This window comes from Aliiroseovarius sp. PTFE2010 (assembly GCF_049943335.1).
Classification (GTDB): domain Bacteria; phylum Pseudomonadota; class Alphaproteobacteria; order Rhodobacterales; family Rhodobacteraceae; genus JBNFVY01.
This window is the reverse complement of sequence record NZ_JBNFVY010000011.1, coordinates 22,746-42,646: the sequence shown is the minus strand read 5'-3', so window position 1 is coordinate 42,646 and position 19,901 is coordinate 22,746. Positions and strand designations below refer to the sequence as shown.

Sequence of the window (19,901 nt, the reverse complement as noted above, 5' to 3'; positions counted from 1 at the left end):
GGCATGAAAAAACTTGTTGTTATTGGCGCGGGGATGGCATCGGGACGGATGCTAGAGCATCTTTTTGATGCCGATCCCACCGCTTACGAAGTCACCCTTTTCAACGCCGAGCCGCGCGGGAACTACAACCGCCTGATGCTGTCGCCGGTGCTGTCGGGGGAAAAGTCCTACGAGGAAATCGTCACCCACGACGATGCCTGGTACGCCCAGCACAACGTCACCTGCCGCTTTGGCGAAAAGGTGGTGTCGATCGACCGCGCGGCCAAGGTGGTTCACGGCGAACAGGGCCCTGTTCCCTATGACAAACTTGTGGTGGCGACCGGTTCGAACCCGTTCATGATCCCCCTGCCCGGCCACGATCTTGAGGGCGTGATCCCCTACCGCGATCTTGAAGACACCAACCGCATGATCGATCTGGGCGCCAAACCAGACGCCAAGGCTGTCGTGATCGGCGGCGGCCTGCTGGGGCTGGAAGCCGCCGCGGGCCTGCGCCTGCGCGGCGTGGACGTCACGGTGGTGCACATCATGGGCCATTTGATGGAACGTCAGCTGGACGAAGCTGCGGGATACCTTCTGCGCAAGTCGCTGATGGACAAAGGGATCAACGTGCTTTGCCAAGCCAATTCCAAGGAAATTCTGGGCGCCGATGGCAAGGTGCGCGCCTTGGCGCTGGACGATGGCACCGAACTGCCCTGCGATCTGCTGGTGATGGCGGTGGGTATCCGCCCGAACATCGCCCTGGCGCAAGAGGCCGGTCTGGCCGTGGGCAAGGGCATCCACGTCGATGACCAGATGGTGACCTCGGACGAAGATATCCTGAGCCTTGGCGAATGCGTTGAGCACAATGGCGCGATATTCGGGCTGGTTGCCCCGCTCTACGATCAGGCCAAGGTGCTGGCCAAGACGCTGCTGGGCGAAGAGGCGTGCTTTGTGAACAAGGAAGTGTCCACCAAGCTGAAGGTAACCGGGTGCGATCTGTTCAGCGCCGGGGATTTCGCCGAGGGCGAAGACCGCGAAGACATCGTGTTCCGCGACCCCGCACGCGGCGTCTACAAACGCTTGATCCTACAGGGCAATCGTCTGATCGGGGCCGTGATGTACGGCGACACCGCCGACGGCGCCTGGTTCTATAGCCAGATCAAGGACGGTACCGATGTCGAAGACATGCGCGACACGCTGATCTTTGGCCCGGCCTTTCAGGGGGGCGCCTCCGCGGACCCTATGGCGGCCGTTGCAGCCTTACCGGATGACGCAGAGATCTGCGGCTGCAACGGCGTTTCCAAAGCTGATATCGTGGCCGCGATCAACACGGGCGCGTCCACACTTGATGCGATCAAGGCAACGACCAAGGCTTCGGGGTCCTGCGGGACCTGTAGCGGGCTGGTCGAACAGGTGCTGGGCGTCACGCTGGGCGACGATTTCGTCATTCCCGCCGCAGCGTCGGTCTGTAACTGCACCGACCTGACGCATGAAGACGTGCGGCTCTTGATCAAAAGCCGGGAACTGAAATCCCAGCCGGCCGTCTGGCAGGAACTGGGTTGGAAGACCCTGAACGGCTGTCACGTATGCCGCCCGGCCATCAACTTTTACCTGCTGGCCGACTGGCCGCTGGACTATCAGGACGATCTGCAATCGCGTTTCGTGAACGAACGCAACCACGCCAATATCCAGAAAGATGGCACCTATAGCGTCATGCCGCGCATGTGGGGCGGGATCACGTCGCCGGATGAACTGCGCGCCATTGCGGACGCGGCCGACAAGTACGACGTGCCGACCGTCAAGGTCACTGGCGGAATGCGTATCGACCTGCTTGGCGTCAAGAAAGAAGACCTGCCGGCGATCTGGTATGATCTGAACCAGGCCGGGATGGTGTCGGGCCACGCCTATTCCAAGGGGCTGCGCACGGTGAAAACCTGCGTTGGCACCGATCATTGCCGTTTTGGTACCCAGGACAGCACCGGGCTGGGCATCAAGCTGGAAAAGAAGCTGTGGGGATCGTGGACCCCGCACAAGGTCAAGCTGGGCGTCTCCGGCTGCCCGCGCAACTGCGCCGAAGCGACGTGCAAGGACGTGGGCATCATCTGCGTCGACAGCGGCTTTCAGGTCAGTGTCGCTGGCGCTGCGGGCATGGACGTGAAGGAAACCGAGCGCCTGCACGACGCCGCCACCGAAGAAGAAGCCATCGAATGGGTGACGGCCTTTGTTCAGCTCTATCGTGAAAATGCCAAGTATCTGGATCGCGCCTACAAATGGGTCGCAAAGGTGGGGCTGGATTGGGTCATCGCAACACTGTCGGACGACGCCGAACGCCAGGCGCTGAACGAACGCTTCGAAATCTCGCAATCGGTCTATCGCAAGGACCCATGGGCAGACCACGCCGAAAAGCGTGCCGACAAGTACCGCCCCCTTGCCGACCTTACACTGGAGGCTGCGGAATGAGCTGGATCGACATCGGATCGCTGGACGACATCCCCGTTCGGGGCGCGCGGATCGTGAAAACCAAGGTGGGCTGCGTGGCGGTTTTCCGCACCACCCCAGACGAAGTGTATGCCACATCCGATCGCTGCCCGCACAAGGGCGGGCCGCTGAGCGAAGGCATCGTGCACGGCACATCCGTGACCTGCCCGCTGCACAACTGGGTGTTTGACCTGGAAACAGGACAGGCGCAGGGCGCAGACGACGGGCAGATCGCCACCTATGCCACCCGGATCGAAAACGGGCGCGTGTTGCTGGACAGCGCGCTTCTTGCTGAAAAGGCCGCCTGATGGATGGCGCTGGCCAAAAGCTCCGCTCGACGCCCGCAACGGCGGGCACTGCCGTTAGCACGACCTGTGCCTATTGCGGGGTGGGATGCGGGGTGCTGGCCACACCGGACGGTGCGGGCGGCGTCGCGATCAAGGGGGACAAGACACACACCGCCAATTTCGGGCGGCTGTGTTCAAAGGGCTCGGCCCTGGGCGAAACCGTATCAACCGAAGGGCGATTGCTGGCGCCCCGGATCGACGGGCGCGACGCGGACTGGGACACCGCAATCGCGCTCGTCGCTGAGCGGTTCAGCGCAACGATCGAAAAACACGGGCCCGACAGCGTGGCCTTCTACGTGTCCGGCCAATTGCTGAGCGAAGATTACTATGTCGCGAACAAGCTGATGAAAGGCTACATCGGATCGGCGAATATCGACACGAATTCGCGGCTCTGCATGGCGTCATCGGTCGCAGGGCACAAGCGCGCATTCGGGACAGACACGGTGCCCGGCAACTACGAAGACCTGGAAGAGGCCGATCTGATCGTGCTGGTCGGATCGAACTTGGCCTGGTGTCACCCGGTGCTGTATCAGCGCATCGCCGCGGCCAAGGCGGCGCGGCCATCGATGAAGGTGGTCAACATCGACCCGCGCCGCACGGCCACCACGGACCTTGCCGATATGCACCTGTCCGTCGCCCCCGGCGGCGACGTGGCGATCTTTAACGCGCTTCTGGCCCACATCGCTGACACCGGCGCAATCGATCACGCCTACACGAATGCACATATCGACGGGCTGGCTGACAGTGTCGCCGCCGCCAAGGCCTGCGATCCGTCGGCGTCGGGATTGACGGGCGCAGAGCTTGCGGAATTCTGCGCCCTTTGGGCCGGAACGCAAAAGGTCGTCACGATCTACAGCCAGGGCGTCAACCAATCCTCGGCCGGCGCCGACAAGGTAAATGCCATTGTGAACTGCCACCTGGCCACGGGCCGGATCGGGCGGCCCGGCATGGGGCCTTTGTCGGTCACCGGGCAGCCCAATGCCATGGGCGGACGCGAGGTGGGTGGCCTGGCGAACACGCTCGCCTGCCATCTGGATATCGAAAACACCGAGCATCGGGCAGCCGTGCATGATTTCTGGGCCTCGCCCACCATCTGCGAGCAGCCGGGGTTGAAAGCGGTCGACATGTTCCGCGCCGTGGACGAAGGAAAGATCAAGGCCCTGTGGGTCATGTGCACAAATCCGGCAGTGTCGATGCCCGAGGCCGACAAGGTAAGCGCAGCCATTGCGGGGTGCGAATTCGTCGTCGTGAGCGACATGTTCGGCACCACCGACACGGCGAAACTGGCGGATGTGGTTCTGCCCGCGACAGGCTGGGGCGAAAAGGACGGCACCGTCACCAATTCCGAACGGGTCATCAGCCGCCAACGCAAGGTCTTGCCGCCCCCCGGCGCAGCGCGCCACGATTGGCAGATTGTCTGCGACGTCGCCCGTGCCATGGGCCACGGCGATGGTTTCGACTTCACCTCACCAGCCGAAATCTTCCGCGAATATGCCGCCCTGTCCGGTATCGCGGGGAATCTGGGGCGTGACTTTGATATTTCGGGGCTCGCCCATTTGCGCGACACCGAATACGACGGATTGAAACCGGTGCAGTGGCCCGTGACCCGCAATCGCACGGGCGGCAGGTTTTTTGGCGATGGCGGGTTTTTCACCCCCAACGGCAAAGGGCGGATGCTGGCGATCACCTACCGCGCCCCGGCCTCGACACCTGATAGCGCCCATCCTTACCGGCTGAATACCGGGCGCGTGCGGGACCACTGGCACACCATGACCCGCACCGCACTGAGCCCGCGCCTGAGCCAGCACATGGGCGAGCCTTATCTTGAAGTTCATCCGACAGACGCCCTGGCACTTGGTCTGAAACCGGCGCATCTGGCCGAAGTGTCCAGCCCCCATGGCAAGGCGATCCTGCGTGTTCTTGTCAGCGACCGCGCCCGGCCCGGCAGTTTCTTTGCGCCGATGCACTGGACCCAGGACACCGCCCCCTCGGGACGGATCGATGCACTGGTCGAAGCGAATACAGACCCGGTTTCGGGGCAACCCGAAAGCAAGGCCACCCCCGTCGCCGCCAAACCCTTCGATGCCACATGGTATGGTTTCGCTGTCAGCAGCGTGCGGCCCGCCCCGGTATCGGAATACTGGGCCACCGCCCGCGTCGGATCGGGGTGGCGCACCGAACTGGCCGGATCGACGCCGGTCGCGGACTGGGAACACTTTGCCCGCACCCTGTTCGACGTCGCCCCGGACAGCATGACCACCCTGTCGGTGATCGACGCGACCCGGGGCCTTGCCCGTGTCGCCCTGACCCAGGGTGACCGCGTCATCGCCGCCCTGTTCGCCGCCCGCGATCCGGTCGCGGTGTCACGCGGAGTGGTCGCAAACATGCTGGGCGGTGATCGCGGGGATGCGATCCTGGCTGGCCGGGCTGGCGCGGATCGCCCCGACCCCGGCGCGGTCGTCTGTTCCTGTTTCGACATCGGCGTGAACACCATCAGCGCCGCGATTGCCGACAAACACCTGACCAGCGTCGATCAGATCGGGGCCGCTTTGAACGCGGGAACGAATTGCGGCTCGTGCCGGCCGGAATTGTCCGCGCTGCTGGCCAATGCCCGTCGAATGGACGCGGCCGAATAGCGCCCGATAGACAATCGCAGGGCGCACAGGTATCACGGCAGCCAGCCTTTCCTGACCGGCCGCGCCATGATGCTTTACAGATTTGCAGTTACCGTTGCCGCGCCGTTCATTCTGGCCCGGCTCTGGCTGCGTGAGCGACGAGGCCGGGCGCCCAGCGGTGCATTGCGCGAACGGCTCTGCCTCGGGGCGCAATCATCGGTGACGCGCGGGCCGGTACTTTGGTTTCACGGCGCCTCGCTCGGCGAACTGGCCGCCATTCGCGCCATGGTAGCCACCGCCGTGAAACGCGATGCCAACCTGCGGATCGTTCTGACCTGCAACACCGAAACCGGGCGCTTGAATGCACAAGGCTGGGGATTGGACCGGGTTGTGGTGCGTTTTGCCCCCCTGGATCAGCGCGCCTGCGTGAAACGTTTCCTGTCCGCATGGCAACCGGCTGCGCTGGTCACGGTCGAAAACGAAATCTGGCCCAATCGGTTTCAGCTCTGCGCAGGGCACAACGTCCCGATATTCCTGATCGGGGCGCGTATGTCGGACAAGAGCGCGCGCACCTGGCAGCGGCTTGGCGCGCGCTTTCGCACGCGCGTGTTCGGCGCCATCGATTACCTGGCCGCGCAGGACGCCACATCGCAGAAGAATTTCGAGCAGCTCGGCGTTGCGCCTTCGGCCATTGGTCCACGCCTGATGCTCAAGGGCGATGTCACACTTCCTGACGTCAGTGCGGACGTCTTGGCGCGGTTCTCGGCGGATTTCGATCCGAATGTGACCGTCCTTGGCGCATCCACCCACGAGGGCGAAGAACGCGCCGTGCTGCGCGCATTCAAACTGGCGCGCGCCGCGATTCCGACGCTGCGCCTGATCCTGGCCCCGCGTCATTCGGATCGCGGTGACGAGGTCGCTGGGATCATTCAAGCCGAGGGGCTGACCATGGCGCGCCGTTCCAAGGGTGAAACGCCCGGCAAGGCAGACGTGTTTCTGGCCGACACGCTGGGCGAAATGGCCCTGTGGTATCGCTTGGCGGGCATCGTTTTTGTCGGGGGATCTCTGGCCAACAAGGGGGGGCACACACCGTTCGAGCCCGTCCATTTCGGATCCGCAGTGATCCATGGGCCGCACACCGCCAACAACCAGGCCGCCTACAGCGCACTGACCGACAACGACGGCGCAATCGCAGTCACATCTTCGGTCGATCTGAGCCGGGCGTTTCGCGCGCTGGTGCGTGATCCCGCTCGGCGCCAGGAACTGGTTCGAAACGCCCAGGTCGCGTTGGCCCCCTTGCGCCAATCCGATGACGGCAAAGATGCATTCTGGCGACGCCTGTCTAGCGCTGCGGCCTTGCCGGCGCTGAGCGGGTGACCCCGAAAGGCCTTTTGCGGAGCGCAGCGCCATGCTACCTTCGCCCGGCCCAGGCTGGCCCAATCGGGACCGCAGAAATGCCGATGGCTGCCCGCCCAACGACCCAAGACACAGGCAATGGACCAACTTCGAACGCTTCAGAAACCGCTTGCCCTGACGTCGGCTGACAAACGCGACGCGCGAACTCAGTTCGGGGCGCTGTGTTATCGCGTTCGCAAGGACAAACCGCAGGTTCTGCTGATTTCCTCGCGCGGGACGGGCCGGTGGATCATACCCAAGGGCTGGCCCATGGCAGGATCGACGCCGGCCGAGGCCGCCACGATCGAAGCATGGGAAGAAGCCGGCGTACGCGGGCGGGTGCATGGCCCCTGTCTTGGCTTTTATTCGTACGACAAACGGATCGAAAGCGGCGAAAAATTTCCCTGCATCGTCGCGGTTTTTGCCGTTTCGGTCGCGAAACTGGCAGATGACTATCCCGAAGCCGACCAGCGCAAACGCAAATGGGTGTCGGTCAAGAAGGCCGCCAAGATGGTCAAAGAACCCGAACTGGCGCGCATCATTTCGCGCTTTTCGCCCCGGATCCTGCGCATCTGACTTAAAGGGCGCGAATATATTTTTGATTTCCTGAGTGTTTTCTTTACATACACGCGCTAAATATCACCGGACGAGGGGCCCTATGATCAAATACGCATTGAAATGCTCAGAAGACCACGGCTTTGAAAGCTGGTTCAAATCGTCCGATGCGTTTGATGCGTTGGACGCATCGGGGCTGCTCAGCTGTCCGATTTGCGGCTCGCCCGAAGTGACCAAGGCGATCATGGCGCCGCGCCTGACCAAGGCAGCGGGCGCAGATCCAGCGCAGGCGGAAACGGAGCCACCGGCCGCGCAGTCTCTTTTGACCTCGCCATCGGACGAGGTACAGACAGCAATGCAGCGGCTGAAAGCTGCGGTCGAAAAAAACTCGGACTACGTCGGCCAGGCCTTTACCAGCGAAGCGCGCGCCATTCACGAAGGTGACGCACCGCAGCGATCCATTTACGGTGAAGCCAAACCAGAGGACGCCAGGAAGCTGCTGGAGGATGGTGTTCCCGTCCTGCCCCTGCCCTTCCTGCCCAAACGCAAAGTCAGCTGATGACCCATGTGGTTCTGGCATGGCGCGGTTAATCGTATTCGGCGGCCTACCAGGCACGGGCAAGAGCACCATTTCGCGCCGCCTGGCGCGGGCCCTGCCAGCAGCCTGGCTTCGGATCGACGCGATCGAACAAGCATTGCGCCGCCGACGCCCCGAATTGCGTGATTTGCGCGATACCGGCTATCAGATCGCGGCAGCCGTGGCGGAAAGCAACCTGATGGCCGGCGTCAGTGTGATTGCCGACAGCGTGAACCCGGTGCGTGAAACACGCGACATGTGGGCGGCCACGGCCCACGCCGCGCGGGCCGACCTGCTTGAAGTGTGGGTCACTTGCAGCGACCAGGCGAAACACCGCCGCCGGGTTGAACATCGCGAACCTGATATCGCGGGATTGAACCTGCCCGACTGGTCTGCCACCGCCACGCGCCAATTTCAGAACTGGCCGTCGGCCACGCTAAAGCTGGACACCGCGCACGTCACCCCGGACGAAGCGGTCGAAGCGATACTTTCCCGGTTCTGAGCCACTTGCCCTTTCGCCTGCCATCCCATAGGAAACGGCGAAACCACGCCATGAGGGACTCCGGCGCAAATGCCCATTCTCGTGATGAAATTCGGCGGCACCTCTGTCGCCACGTTGGACCGGATCAGACGGGCCGCCAAACGCATCGGACGCGAGGTGGCGAATGGCTATGATGTGATCGTCATCGTGTCGGCGATGTCGGGCGAGACCAACAGGCTGGTCGGCCTGGTTGACGAAACCTCGCCGCTGTATGACGCGCGCGAATACGATGCGGTCGTCAGTTCCGGGGAAAATGTCACCGCCGGGCTGATGGCGTTGACCCTGCAGGAAATGGATATCCCGGCGCGCAGCTGGCAAGGATGGCAGGTTCCGCTCAAGACCACGTCAGCCCATAGCGCGGCCCGGATCGTCGATATTCCCAACGACAACATCAACTCGAAATTCGCCGAAGGCATGAAAGTCGCCGTGGTCGCAGGGTTTCAGGGCATTAGCGACGAAGGCCGGATCAGCACGTTGGGACGGGGGGGATCGGATACGACAGCCGTCGCCTTTGCCGCCGCCTTCGGGGCCGAACGGTGCGACATATACACCGACGTTGACGGGGTTTACACGACCGACCCGCGGATCACGGACAAGGCGCGCAAGCTCAAAAAAATCGCGTTCGAAGAAATGTTGGAATTGGCCTCGCTGGGCGCAAAGGTGCTGCAAACCCGCTCGGTCGAGCTGGCCATGCGCTATAAGGTCAAGTTGCGCGTTCTGTCCAGTTTCGAAGAATATGACCCAACCGCTGGCACTTTGATCTGTGCCGAGGAGGATATCGTGGAAAGCAGAGTCGTCAGCGGCGTGGCCGCAAGCCGCGAAGAAGCGAAAATGACCCTTTTGCAGGTCAAAGATACGCCTGGCATTGCCGCTGCGATCTTTGGTCCGCTGGCCGAAGCTGGCATCAATGTCGACATGATCGTGCAGAACATCAGCGAAAAAGGTCACACCGACATGACCTTTTCCTGCCCGACCGCCCAGGTGAAGCGCGCCGAAAAAGCGCTGAACGAGGCCAAGGCGAACGGAGGAATCGCCTTTGCTGAACTGGTGGCCGACACGAATGTTGCCAAGGTTTCCGTCGTGGGGATCGGCATGCGATCTCAGTCGGGGGTCGCGGCAAAAATGTTCAAGGTCCTGTCTGACGAAGGGATCAACATCAAGGTGATCGCCACATCGGAAATCAAGATTTCGGTGCTGATCGATCGGAAATATATGGAATTGGCCGTTCAGGCACTCCATGATGCCTTCGAACTTGAGAAGGCTGGCTGAGAGGCCCCAGAAAGGGACTATGGCGGACGGGTTGGAAAGCGATAGTCGCAAACTGCTGGGGCGACTGCGCGACACGCTTGCAGAAAGCAGCGCGGGACAGGCAAGGCTCGACCGCATCACACATCTGATTGCGGATTCGATGCGCACAGAGGTGTGTTCGATTTATCTGTTCCGCGATTCCGAAACGCTGGAACTGTGCGCCACCGAGGGGCTCAAGCCCGAGGCCGTGCATCAGACCCGCATGCGAATTGGTGAGGGTCTTGTCGGGCGCGTGGCCCGCATGGGCAACCCTGTGAACACGGCCGACGCGCCGCAGGAACATGGCTTTCGCTATATGCCCGAGACTGGCGAGGAAATTTATTCCAGTTTCCTTGGCGTCCCGATCCAGCGGCTTGGCGAAACCATGGGGGTGCTGGTCGTCCAGTCGAAACAGGGGCGCAAATTCTCCGAGGACGAGGTCTACGGGCTCGAGGTCGTCGCGATGGTGCTGGCCGAAATGAACGAACTGGGCGCGTTTGTCGGCGAAGGCGCGGCCCTGTCTGCGCTGCACACCCAGCCGGTTCTATATCGCTGCTCTGTCGGGCAAGAGGGGGTCGCCGAAGGAAAAGTCTGGCTGCACGAACCACGTGTTGTGGTGACCAACCCCATAGCCGACGATCCCCAGACCGAACTCATCCGCCTGCAAGAGGGCGTGAATGCCTTGCGCGTATCCGTCGACGACATGCTGTCGCTGGCCGATACCGGCGACAAGGATCAACGCGAGGTTCTGGAAGCCTACCGCATGTTCGCCAATTCGCGCAGCTGGATGCGCAACATGGAAGACGACATCAGCCGGGGCCTGTCGGCCGAAGCTGCGGTAGAAAAAGAACAAACCGCCACGCGCGCACGCCTGTCCAAGGTCCCCGATCCCTATCTGCGCGAACGGTTGCACGATCTGGACGATCTGTCGAACCGGCTGTTGCGGATCCTGACCGGTCAGGGCACCGAAACCGGGGCCGAGATGCCCGATAATCCAATCCTCGTGGCACGAAATATCGGGCCCGGCGAATTGCTGGACTATGGCCGGTCGCTCAAGGGGATCGTGCTCGAACAAGGTTCGGTCGGCAGCCATGCGGCCATCGTCGCGCGGGCATGGGCAATCCCCCTGTTGATCCAGGCCCACAAGATCTCGGGTGAGGCACTGAACGGCGATCCAATCCTGCTGGACGGCGATCAAGGCGTGGTGCACCTGCGCCCCGAAGATAGCGTGCGCCAGGCGTTCCGCGACAAGTTGGCAATGCAGGAAAAGGCGCAGGAACGCTACGTGTCGTTGCGCGACAAACCCGCCATGACGCTGTGCGGCGAAACCATTTCGCTCTACATGAACGCCGGGTTGATGGCGGATCTGCCGTCACTGGCGGGGTCAGGCGCAGAAGGGGTGGGCCTGTTTCGCACCGAACTGCAATTCCTAGTGCGAAACAAGGTGCCGCGGCGGGCAGAATTGGCGACTCTTTACGCCCGCGTCATGGATGCCGCCAATGGCAAACGCGTGACCTTCCGGACGCTCGACATCGGCTCGGACAAGGTTCTGCCGTACATGAAACCGCAGGACGAACCGAACCCGGCCATGGGCTGGCGTGCCATCCGCGTCGGACTGGACAAAAAGGGCGTTATGCGCATGCAGCTGCAGGCGCTGATCCGCGCCGCCAACGGCCGCCCGTTGACCATCATGTTTCCTTTCATCGCGCAGTTCGATGAATTCCGCCAAGCCCGCCAGCACCTGCTGAACGAACTGGAGCGTGAGGACAAGCTGGGCCATGTGTTGCCCGAAAAGGTGGAAATCGGCGCGATGCTGGAAACCCCTTCGCTGGCCTTCGCACCACAAAAATTCTTTGAAATGGCCGATTTCATTTCGATTGGCGGCAATGATCTGAAACAGTTCTTTTTCGCGGCCGATCGGGAAAACGAACGGGTCCGTCGGCGCTATGACACGTTGAATGTGTCGTTCCTGTCGATCATCCGCCGGATCGTCGAACGGTGCGAGGAAAGCGATACCCCGGTCAGTTTCTGCGGCGAAGATTCTGGCCGCCCCCTTGAGGCGGTGTGTTTCGCGGCCATGGGATTGCGGTCCTTGTCGATGCGCCCCGCGTCCATCGGACCGGTCAAGCATTTGCTGCGCCGTGTTCACTTGGGCGAACTGCGCGACGTGATCGAAACGGCCTCAGACGAAGGCCAACAGTCGGTGCGCCCGGCTGTGACCCGCTATCTCAGCGAACAGGGTTGGATCGCCTGACGCGCGTGCGGACCGTGTCAACGATCTGCGGCAACGGGGTTGCGCTGTCTTCGGACAAGCGTTGCATGCCGAAATACAGATGCGCCATGTTTTCGTGGTACCGGATGAAACTGTAATTTGTTGCGGCGCCCGCCGCAGCGCCCAACACGGGCACGGCCCGGGTTGCCAGACGTTGTCCCATCATGGCGGCAACGCGCGGTGCCAGCTTGTTCAGCATGGCATTCAAAGTGACACCGGTCAGGGTCACACGCGCCGACACGAACCCCAAATCCACGTCGCCATCGCCATCCAGAGGCCCGGTGCCCGCAAACACCTGCAAACAATCCTTACGCGTTTCAGTGCGCGATGGATCGAACCCATAGACCCGGGCCACGCTTTGAATTTGTCGCATCATCAGGACGGTAGACAGCGGCACCTCGGCCATTGCGGTGCCGACCCCGCCCATGCCCCCAACAACACCCAATGCGGTTGCCAAGGCCGTATGACGGCGCGGATTATCGGCGATGAGACGTTCGGCGCGGCCAAAGATCTGGCGCCTGTCGGCGACCTCGAAACTGCTTTCCAGCGCCGAAAGCGTCAGGGTCTCAACCGGTTTTCGCAAAGCCGTGGGCACGGCGCTGAACAGCTGCTCTGCCCCGCCTCCGAGGGTTGAAATCAACTTGTAACCGATTGAATTCGCGGCATTGTAGCGCGCTGTAAGTTCGTCGAATACGGCGTCGGTCGGCGCGTGCAGGATCGGTGTGCCATCCGCGGTTTTCAGTATGTGAAGCGGGCTCATGCCTTTTAGATGGGGTATCGGGCGCCTTCGGGCAAGTCAGGGCGCGTCCAAGCGGGTAACTTGCCCCGCCACGTTCGCCCAACTGCCGTCCGTCAGTTCCAGGCCCAGAACCCGGTCAGGATTGGTGGGCGGCGGCATCGATACATGGGGCAATTTGTGAAAGCCATAGCGGCTGTAATACGGCGCGTCGCCCACCAGCATGACCCTGTCCCATCCCGCGCCCGCCGCCCGTTCGACGCCATCCTGAATGAGCAAGGCGCCCAGGCCTTCGCCCTGGTGCGTCGGGTGGACGGCCACAGGGCCCAGCAGCAGGGCCTTGGCCTTGCCAATGCGCACCGGCCAGAAGCGAATGGCCCCCGCGACCCCGCCTTCCCTGTCTCGCGCGACAAGGCACAGGGCCGCGACCGGATCGACCCCGTCACGCAAACGATACGACGAAAGTGCCTCGCGGCCCGGGGCGAAGCACAAATCGTAAAGCGCCTCGACTTCCCACCAATCGTCGCGTGTTTCCTGTGTGATCGTGAACACTTGGCCTGCCCGGATTTTGACTGGCACAAGGGCTAGCACGGCACTATGTGGGGGGCAACGCACGCAAAGGAGCCCTTATGTTCTATAAACCCGCCGAAGGGCATGGCCTGCCCCATAATCCGTTCAATGCGATCGTTACACCCCGGCCGATCGGCTGGATATCGACGCGCGGCAAGGATGGGCGGGACAACCTGGCACCCTATTCGTTTTTCAATGCTGTCGCTTATTCGCCGCCGCAGGTCATGTTCGCATCGACCAGCGGCAAAGAGGACCGCGAATTTGGCAAGGACAGCGTTGCGAATATCCGCGATACCGGCGTGTTCTGCGTGAACATTGTAGAATATGCGATGCGCGATGCAATGAATGTCACGTCAGGGCCATGGGCTGCTGAGCAGGACGAATTCGAAATGGCGGCTCTGGAAAAGGCGAATGCCCAGACGATCGATTGTGCCTTTGTGGCCAAAGCACCGGCCGCGCTGGAATGCCGGCTGACCCAAATTGTTGATCTTGAAGGCCACACGAACATCATGGTTCTGGGCGAAGTGACCGGCGTCCATTTGCGCGATGACTGCGTGAAAGACGGGGTGTTCGACGTCACGACCTTTCAGCCGCTCAGCCGGTTGGGGTATCGCGACTATGCGCGGGTGACCGAATTGTTCAGCCTGAAGCGACCCGGCGAATAAGTCCGCCGCGTCAGTGTCCGCCGCGTCAGTGTCCGGCGCCCAGGGCCCCGGTGCGCACGCCGTAATCTGTCGCGACCTGATAGTCAGGGTCGTCGTCACTATCGACCATCAATTGGCCTGCCCTAGTCAATAGGCGATGACAGTCGCGGCTCAGGTGGCGCAGCTGCACCTTCTTGCCCGCCGCCTCGTATTTTGCAGCCAGGGATTCGATCGCCGTCAGCGCCGACTGATCGGCCACCCGGCTGTCAGCAAAATCGACCACCACCATCGACGGATCGCCGGCCGGGTCGAAAAGCTCAAGGAACCCTTCTGCTGAACCAAAGAACAGCGGGCCTTGGACCTGGTAGACCTTTGCGCCTTCGGGGGTCTCGTACGTGCGGGCATGGATGCGCGATGCGTTCTGCCACGCATAAGCCAGCGCCGACACGATGACGCCCACCACCACGGCAACAGCCAGATCCTCAAGCACGGTGACCACGGTGACAAGCAGGATCACGAAGGCGTCAATGCGGGGCACCTTGGTCAGGATGGATATCGAATTCCAGGCAAAGGTCCCGATGACGACCATGAACATCACGCCAACCAGCGCGGCCAGCGGGATCTGTTCGATGAGCGGCGATGCCACCACAATAAAGGCCAGCAGGAACAGCGCCGCGGAAATGCCCGACAGGCGCGTGCGCCCACCCGATTTCACGTTGATCATCGACTGCCCGATCATCGCGCAGCCGCCCATGCCGCCGAAAAAGCCGGTGACGGTGTTGGCCACACCCTGGGCCACACATTCCTGGCTGGCGCCGCCACGCTCGCCCTTGATTTCGCCCACCAGGTTCAGGGTCAGCAGGCTTTCGATCAGACCGATGGCCGCCAGGATCAACGCATAGGGAAAAATAATCTCGAGCGTCTCAAAGGTCAGCGGTACGGAAGGTATATGGAAGGGCGGGAACCCACCTTCGATCGACGCCATGTCGCCCACCCGGGGCACGTCGATCCCGAAGACAATCACGATCAGCGCAGTCAAGGCAATCCCAGCCAGCGGCGCGGGGATGGTTGTGGTGACCTTGGGCAGGAAATGGATCACCGCCATCGTCAGCCCCACCAGTCCCAGCATCAGCAACAGCGGCACGCCGGTCAGCCAGTCTCCGCCAGACACGCCATGGCCCGCAGCCTCGGCCGTGCCGGGCACCTTGAACTGGGTCATCTGCGCCAGGAAAATCACGATCGCCAAGCCGTTCACAAAGCCCAGCATAACCGGATGTGGCACCAGGCGGATGAACTTGCCCAGCCGGAATATGCCCGCCGCAATCTGCATCACGCCCATCAGAACCACCGTGGCGAACAGGTATTCCACCCCGTGGTCGGCCACCAAGGCCACCATGACCACGGCCAAAGCCCCGGTCGCACCGGAAATCATGCCCGGCCTGCCGCCAATCACCGCGGTAATCAGTCCGACGATAAAGGCCGCATAGAGCCCGACCAGCGGGTGCACCCCGGCCACAAAGGCAAAGGCCACCGCTTCGGGTACCAGTGCCAGCGCCACGGTCAGACCCGACAGTACGTCTGTTTTGGCCTGCGCGGGGGTCAGTGCCGATGTCGATGCGGGAATGGAAAGGCGGTCGGCAAAAGATGCCAGCGTCGATTTGATCACGTTTTTTTCCGGGAATGCGTATGGTGTTTGCGCTGCCATAGCAGGACACGCAGCAAAACTGAACCCCCCACGCAGCCTTGCCAAGCTTGGTTAGTCGTAGCTGCGCATGACGATCATGATCACTAATAATTCACGCAGGTAGTACGCCGCGATATTGCCCAGCGTCATAACCGCAACCCAATCGGCCAGCGCCGCGCGCCCGTACATGTCGGCGGCCAAGACGACAAGCCCCGCCCAGACCACGGCCTGAATATTGATGGCGACGCGCGCAAACACCGGATCATCGGACCAGCGGGTGGGCAGACGCCGGATTTCGGCGTCGGATGAGGACAACGCCAGGGTCGCCGTCAAGAACGCATAGGCGGCCAGCGCCGCCATCCAGAGCAGCTGAATTTGCGTATCGGTCAACCACAAGGCCGCGCTCAACGCGGCGATCGGCACCGTCACCACGATAACGGTGAAAAAACCCAACGCGCCCAATTGCCGTGCACGTATGAAAGCAAAGGGCGCATTGCGGGCCAAGAGCAACATCATCCCAGCGGTCGCGGCCAGCCCAACAACGGATGCCCCCTGCCCCATGAATGCCACAGGCAAACCGTCAAGCAAAAGGAACACCGCAAAGGCCACCAACGACGGCGCCAGCAAGCGAATGGTCGGCCTTGGCAAAAACTCGATCGCGTCAAAAAACCTCATCACCAGGACCTTATTCCACAACCCGGGCGGATTTTTGTCCGCTTCGTGGCTTTCCTTCTGGGCCATGAGACGCCATCCTGCCTGAAAATCAGGAGGTTACGCATGACAGACAGGGTGATCGGCATTATCGGCGGCTCGGGCGTATATGAGATCGACGCATTGGAAGGGGCCGCGTGGAAAACGGTGGACAGCCCTTGGGGTGCGCCGTCGGACCAGATCCTGACCGGGACGCTGGATGGCACGCAGATGGCCTTTCTGCCCCGGCACGGGCGCGGACATGTGCATTCGCCCAGCACCGTCCCTTATCGCGCCAACATCGACGCGCTGAAACGGCTGGGGGTAACGGATGTCGTATCCGTATCAGCCTGTGGCAGCTTTCGCGAAGAGATGGCCCCGGGCCATTTCGTGGTGGTCGATCAGTTCATCGACCGAACCTTCGCGCGCGAGAAAAGCTTCTTTGGCACCGGCTGTGTGGCGCATGTATCGGTGGCCCACCCGGTGTGCGAGCGTTTGGCAGATGCCTGCGTGATCGCGGCAAAGGCCCAAGGGGTAACGGTCCACAAAGGCGGCACCTATTTGGCGATGGAAGGGCCGCAGTTCAGCTCGATCGCGGAATCGAAGATGTACCGCGACAGTTGGGGCTGCGACGTGATCGGCATGACCAACATGCCCGAGGCGAAATTGGCCCGCGAGGCGGAAATGTGCTACGCCAGCGTCGCCATGATCACCGATTTCGATAGCTGGCACCCGGATCACGGCGCGGTCGATATCAGCGATATCATCGCCACGCTTGGCGCCAACAGCGCGAACGCCAAGGGTCTGGTGGCGCGTTTGCCCGATGATCTGGGCCCCCATGCGCCCTGCCCCTGTGGCTGCGATAGGGCATTGGAATTTGCCATGATGACCAGCCCTGACAAACGCGATCCCGACCTTGTCGCCAAGCTGGATGCCGTCGCCGGGCGTGTGCTGAACACGTAAGGTAGCCTGCAATCGGTGAACCCTGCCGCCCGCCTTTCCCCTATGCCTTTCGCGTTTTGAAAGGACCGCGTTGAAGCAGACACGACGCTGGACACCCAGGCAGTCGCAACGGGTCAGGCAAGCGGGGCGACCCAGGTCTTTGCATCGGCACATTTCGACATCAAAACCCAACGGAGAATGGGGCAACAAAATCCAAATCGACGGCCTGTCGGACCTTCCCGTTGATCAGCATGCGATAGTCGGCAAAGGCCCGTACATCGCGGTCCTGCAAGGCGACCGCCATCGCGACGCCATCAAAACGGGACTGATCGACAATCGGTCGGGGGCGGTCTGGCAGAAAGCGAGAGCTCTTTCGCTGGGGCGTGGGAAAACTATGCTTGGGTGCATATCAACGCGGCCAAACCGGGCCAGCACCTTGCGCTGCGCGACCACCACGCTAACACTTGGGGGCGAACGAAAACAGCGAGGCCGCATGTCACCTGCCAAGACCGTCAAAGACTACATCCGGACCATTCCCGATTTCCCCCATGAAGGCATCATGTTTCGCGACGTGACCACCCTGTTTGGCGATGCGCGCGGCTTTCGATTGGCTGTCGATCAACTGCTTGCGCCCTATGTCGGGCAGAAAATCGACAAGGTGGTCGGTCTGGAAGCGCGTGGCTTCATCCTTGGCGGCGCAGTCGCGCACCAGTTGTCGGTCGGTTTTGTCCCCGTCCGCAAGGCGGGAAAACTGCCCGGCACCGTGATTTCCCAAACCTATACGCTGGAATATGGGCAAGCCGAGGTGGAATTGCACGACGATGCGATCGAAGCCGGTGAACGTATTCTGATCGTCGATGACCTTTTGGCGACAGGTGGCACCGCAGAAGCCGGGATCAAGTTGATCGAACAACTTGGGGGCGAAATTGTCGCCTGTGCCTTCGTGATCGATCTGCCCGATCTGGGCGGGCGCAAAAAACTGGCGACCCTCGGCTACGACGTTCATTCGTTGTGCGCATACGATGGCGCGTGAACCATTTGGCAACATCTACACGCTATAAAGACCCAGTCGGATGGGAGCCTCCGACGCTGTTTGCACCACATATGAAGTTATCACATCGAACGCCCTGCCACCCCCCGGCAGGGCGTTCACCGTTTCACCTCAGGCGGAGCACCGCACCGGGGTTCATGATTCCAGCGGGATCAAGCGCCGCTTTGATTGCCCGCATCGCGCCCAGCTTGCCCGGATCACCGTAACGCTCCAGATCGTCCACCTTCAAGCGGCCCACCCCGTGTTCGGCACTGAACGAGCCGTCAAAGTCTTGCACAAGATCATGAACGGTGCGCGTGATATCATCGCGAATAGCCGCATAGTCTGCCCGGTCACGCCCCTTGGCCGGGAAGGCGTTGAAATGCAGATTGCCGTCGCCCAAATGGCCGAAACAGTTGATCCGAATATCGCCATAACGCTGCAGGGCGCCGTTTGCCTGATCGATAAAGTGCGGAATGGCCGACAGGGGCAGCGAAATGTCATGCGAGGCGATCGCGCCGATCCGTCTGTTGGCCACGGGTATGGTTTCGCGCACGGCCCAGAGGTCGCGCGCCTGTGTGTCGGACTGGGCGATGATGCCGTCAGTTGTCATACCGCGCGACAGCGCTGCCAAAAAAAGCGCTTCGAACACGTCCGCGGGGTCTTGCCCATCGGGCAGCCCCAGCTCGATCAGCACCATCCAGTCAGGCGGCGTGTCATAGGGCAGACGAAGATCGGGCACGGTTTCGTCCAGAAACCGCAGCCCCTGTCCGCTGATCAGCTCAAAGGCCGATATCGCCCCGCCGGCAAGATCATTGGCCAGCGCAAAAAGATCCAGAGCGGCTTGTGGCGACGGAACGACAAAAAGCGCTGTTCCAAGGCACGCCGGCTTTGCAAACAAGCGCAGGGAAGCCGCTGTAATGATCCCCAGCGTACCTTCAGCACCGATCAACAGGTTGCGCAGGTCGTACCCCGTGTTGTCCTTGCGCAAGCGCTTCAGCCCGTTCCAGATCGAGCCATCCGGCAGAACCGCTTCCAGACCCAGACAGAGATCGCGCGCATTTCCGTAGCGCAGCACATTCAACCCGCCCGCGTTCGTCGACAGATTGCCCCCGATCCGGCACGATCCTTCCGAGGCCAACGACAGGGGGAAAATGCGCCCTGCCCCTTCTGCGGCCGACTGGATATCGGCAAGGATGGCCCCCGCTTCGGCGACCAACACGTTTTCCTGCGGATAGATCGCACGGATCGCCCCCATCCGTTCAAGCGACATAAGCAAGGGCGCAGGGCCGTCCGCCATGATCTGCCCCTGCACAAGGCCAGTCCCGCCACCAATCGGAACGATGCCGACACGCGCGTGCGCGCAGGCACGGACGATTGTCGCCACCTCGTCGGTCGTGGCAGGAATGGCGACGGCGCCTGCGTGCCCTGTGACGCGTCCACGCGGCTCTTCCAGGTCGCGCGGCTCGACCGCGCGCAGTGTGCCGGCGGGTAGAAGGCTGTGTAATTGGTCACAAAATGAGGCATCAGCTGGGCTCAGGGTCATTCACGTCTCCTTG

17 protein-coding genes are annotated in these 19,901 nt (G+C 61.9%); 12 read left to right on the top strand and 5 right to left on the bottom strand.

Annotation, left to right across the window (positions count from 1 at the left end):
- Positions 1–3: 3 nt before the first annotated feature.
- From nirB to ptsP, 9 genes are all read left to right on the top strand, one after another.
- Positions 4–2,439: a nitrite reductase large subunit NirB gene (gene nirB, locus ACP2AV_RS13205; protein ID WP_426373230.1), complete on the top strand. Its 2,436-nt coding sequence runs from the start codon at positions 4–6 to the stop codon at positions 2,437–2,439.
- Positions 2,436–2,765 (top strand): nitrite reductase small subunit NirD, encoded by a 330-nt coding sequence (gene nirD, locus ACP2AV_RS13200; RefSeq protein ID WP_426373228.1) that lies wholly within the window; start codon positions 2,436–2,438, stop codon positions 2,763–2,765. Before nirB ends, nirD begins: the two co-directional genes overlap by 4 nt.
- Positions 2,765–5,440 carry a molybdopterin-dependent oxidoreductase gene (locus ACP2AV_RS13195; RefSeq protein ID WP_426373227.1) on the top strand — a complete coding sequence of 892 codons (2,676 nt, stop codon included), beginning with the start codon at positions 2,765–2,767 and terminating at the stop codon, positions 5,438–5,440. Before nirD ends, ACP2AV_RS13195 begins: the two co-directional genes overlap by 1 nt.
- 66 nt (positions 5,441–5,506) lie before the next feature.
- The gene (locus tag ACP2AV_RS13190) at positions 5,507–6,796 is read left to right on the top strand and encodes a 3-deoxy-D-manno-octulosonic acid transferase (RefSeq protein WP_426373226.1); all 1,290 of its coding nucleotides are present in this window, start codon (positions 5,507–5,509) and stop codon (positions 6,794–6,796) included.
- Between the two features lie 117 nt (positions 6,797–6,913).
- Positions 6,914–7,390 carry an NUDIX hydrolase gene (locus tag ACP2AV_RS13185; protein WP_426373225.1) on the top strand — a complete coding sequence of 159 codons (477 nt, stop codon included), beginning with the start codon at positions 6,914–6,916 and terminating at the stop codon, positions 7,388–7,390.
- Between the two features lie 82 nt (positions 7,391–7,472).
- On the top strand, positions 7,473–7,928 hold the full coding sequence (locus ACP2AV_RS13180; RefSeq protein WP_426373224.1) for a DUF1178 family protein: 456 nt from the start codon (positions 7,473–7,475) through the stop codon (positions 7,926–7,928).
- Between the two features lie 19 nt (positions 7,929–7,947).
- A complete protein-coding gene (locus tag ACP2AV_RS13175; RefSeq protein ID WP_426373223.1) occupies positions 7,948–8,448 on the top strand; it encodes an AAA family ATPase in 501 nt (166 codons plus the stop codon).
- A 69-nt stretch (positions 8,449–8,517) separates the two neighbouring features.
- Positions 8,518–9,756 carry an aspartate kinase gene (locus ACP2AV_RS13170; RefSeq protein WP_426373222.1) on the top strand — a complete coding sequence of 413 codons (1,239 nt, stop codon included), beginning with the start codon at positions 8,518–8,520 and terminating at the stop codon, positions 9,754–9,756.
- Positions 9,757–9,775: 19 nt separating this feature from the next.
- Positions 9,776–12,028, top strand: coding sequence for a phosphoenolpyruvate--protein phosphotransferase (gene ptsP, locus ACP2AV_RS13165; RefSeq protein ID WP_426373221.1), 2,253 nt, complete (start codon positions 9,776–9,778; stop codon positions 12,026–12,028).
- Here ptsP and ACP2AV_RS13160 read toward each other — a convergent pair.
- Positions 12,003–12,806, bottom strand: coding sequence for an EcsC family protein (locus ACP2AV_RS13160; RefSeq protein ID WP_426373220.1), 804 nt, complete (start codon positions 12,804–12,806; stop codon positions 12,003–12,005). The genes ptsP and ACP2AV_RS13160 overlap by 26 nt on opposite strands.
- A 36-nt stretch (positions 12,807–12,842) precedes the next feature.
- The gene (locus ACP2AV_RS13155; RefSeq protein WP_426373219.1) at positions 12,843–13,334 is read right to left on the bottom strand and encodes a GNAT family N-acetyltransferase; all 492 of its coding nucleotides are present in this window, start codon (positions 13,332–13,334) and stop codon (positions 12,843–12,845) included.
- 77 nt (positions 13,335–13,411) lie between these two features.
- Between ACP2AV_RS13155 and ACP2AV_RS13150 the strand changes: the two genes are divergently transcribed.
- Positions 13,412–14,017 (top strand): flavin reductase family protein, encoded by a 606-nt coding sequence (locus ACP2AV_RS13150; RefSeq protein ID WP_426373218.1) that lies wholly within the window; start codon positions 13,412–13,414, stop codon positions 14,015–14,017.
- A gap of 25 nt (positions 14,018–14,042) precedes the next feature.
- On the opposite strand, the gene ACP2AV_RS13145 is transcribed toward ACP2AV_RS13150, so the two are convergent.
- Both ACP2AV_RS13145 and ACP2AV_RS13140 read right to left on the bottom strand, forming a co-directional pair.
- Positions 14,043–15,662 (bottom strand): SulP family inorganic anion transporter, encoded by a 1,620-nt coding sequence (locus ACP2AV_RS13145; protein ID WP_426373217.1) that lies wholly within the window; start codon positions 15,660–15,662, stop codon positions 14,043–14,045.
- A 90-nt stretch (positions 15,663–15,752) separates the two neighbouring features.
- Entirely contained in the window at positions 15,753–16,421 is a 669-nt protein-coding gene (locus tag ACP2AV_RS13140) for a hypothetical protein (RefSeq protein ID WP_426373216.1), read from the bottom strand.
- Positions 16,422–16,457: 36 nt separating this feature from the next.
- Here ACP2AV_RS13140 and ACP2AV_RS13135 point away from each other — a divergent pair, with 36 nt between their 5' ends.
- Positions 16,458–17,333: an S-methyl-5'-thioadenosine phosphorylase gene (locus tag ACP2AV_RS13135; protein WP_426373215.1), complete on the top strand. Its 876-nt coding sequence runs from the start codon at positions 16,458–16,460 to the stop codon at positions 17,331–17,333.
- 472 nt (positions 17,334–17,805) lie between these two features.
- Complete coding sequence (locus ACP2AV_RS13130; protein WP_426373214.1) at positions 17,806–18,345, top strand: adenine phosphoribosyltransferase; 540 nt, start codon at positions 17,806–17,808, stop codon at positions 18,343–18,345.
- A 124-nt stretch (positions 18,346–18,469) separates the two neighbouring features.
- Here ACP2AV_RS13130 and ACP2AV_RS13125 read toward each other — a convergent pair whose 3' ends face one another.
- Positions 18,470–19,888: an FAD-binding oxidoreductase gene (locus ACP2AV_RS13125; RefSeq protein WP_426373213.1), complete on the bottom strand. Its 1,419-nt coding sequence runs from the start codon at positions 19,886–19,888 to the stop codon at positions 18,470–18,472.
- Positions 19,889–19,901: the final 13 nt, after the last annotated feature.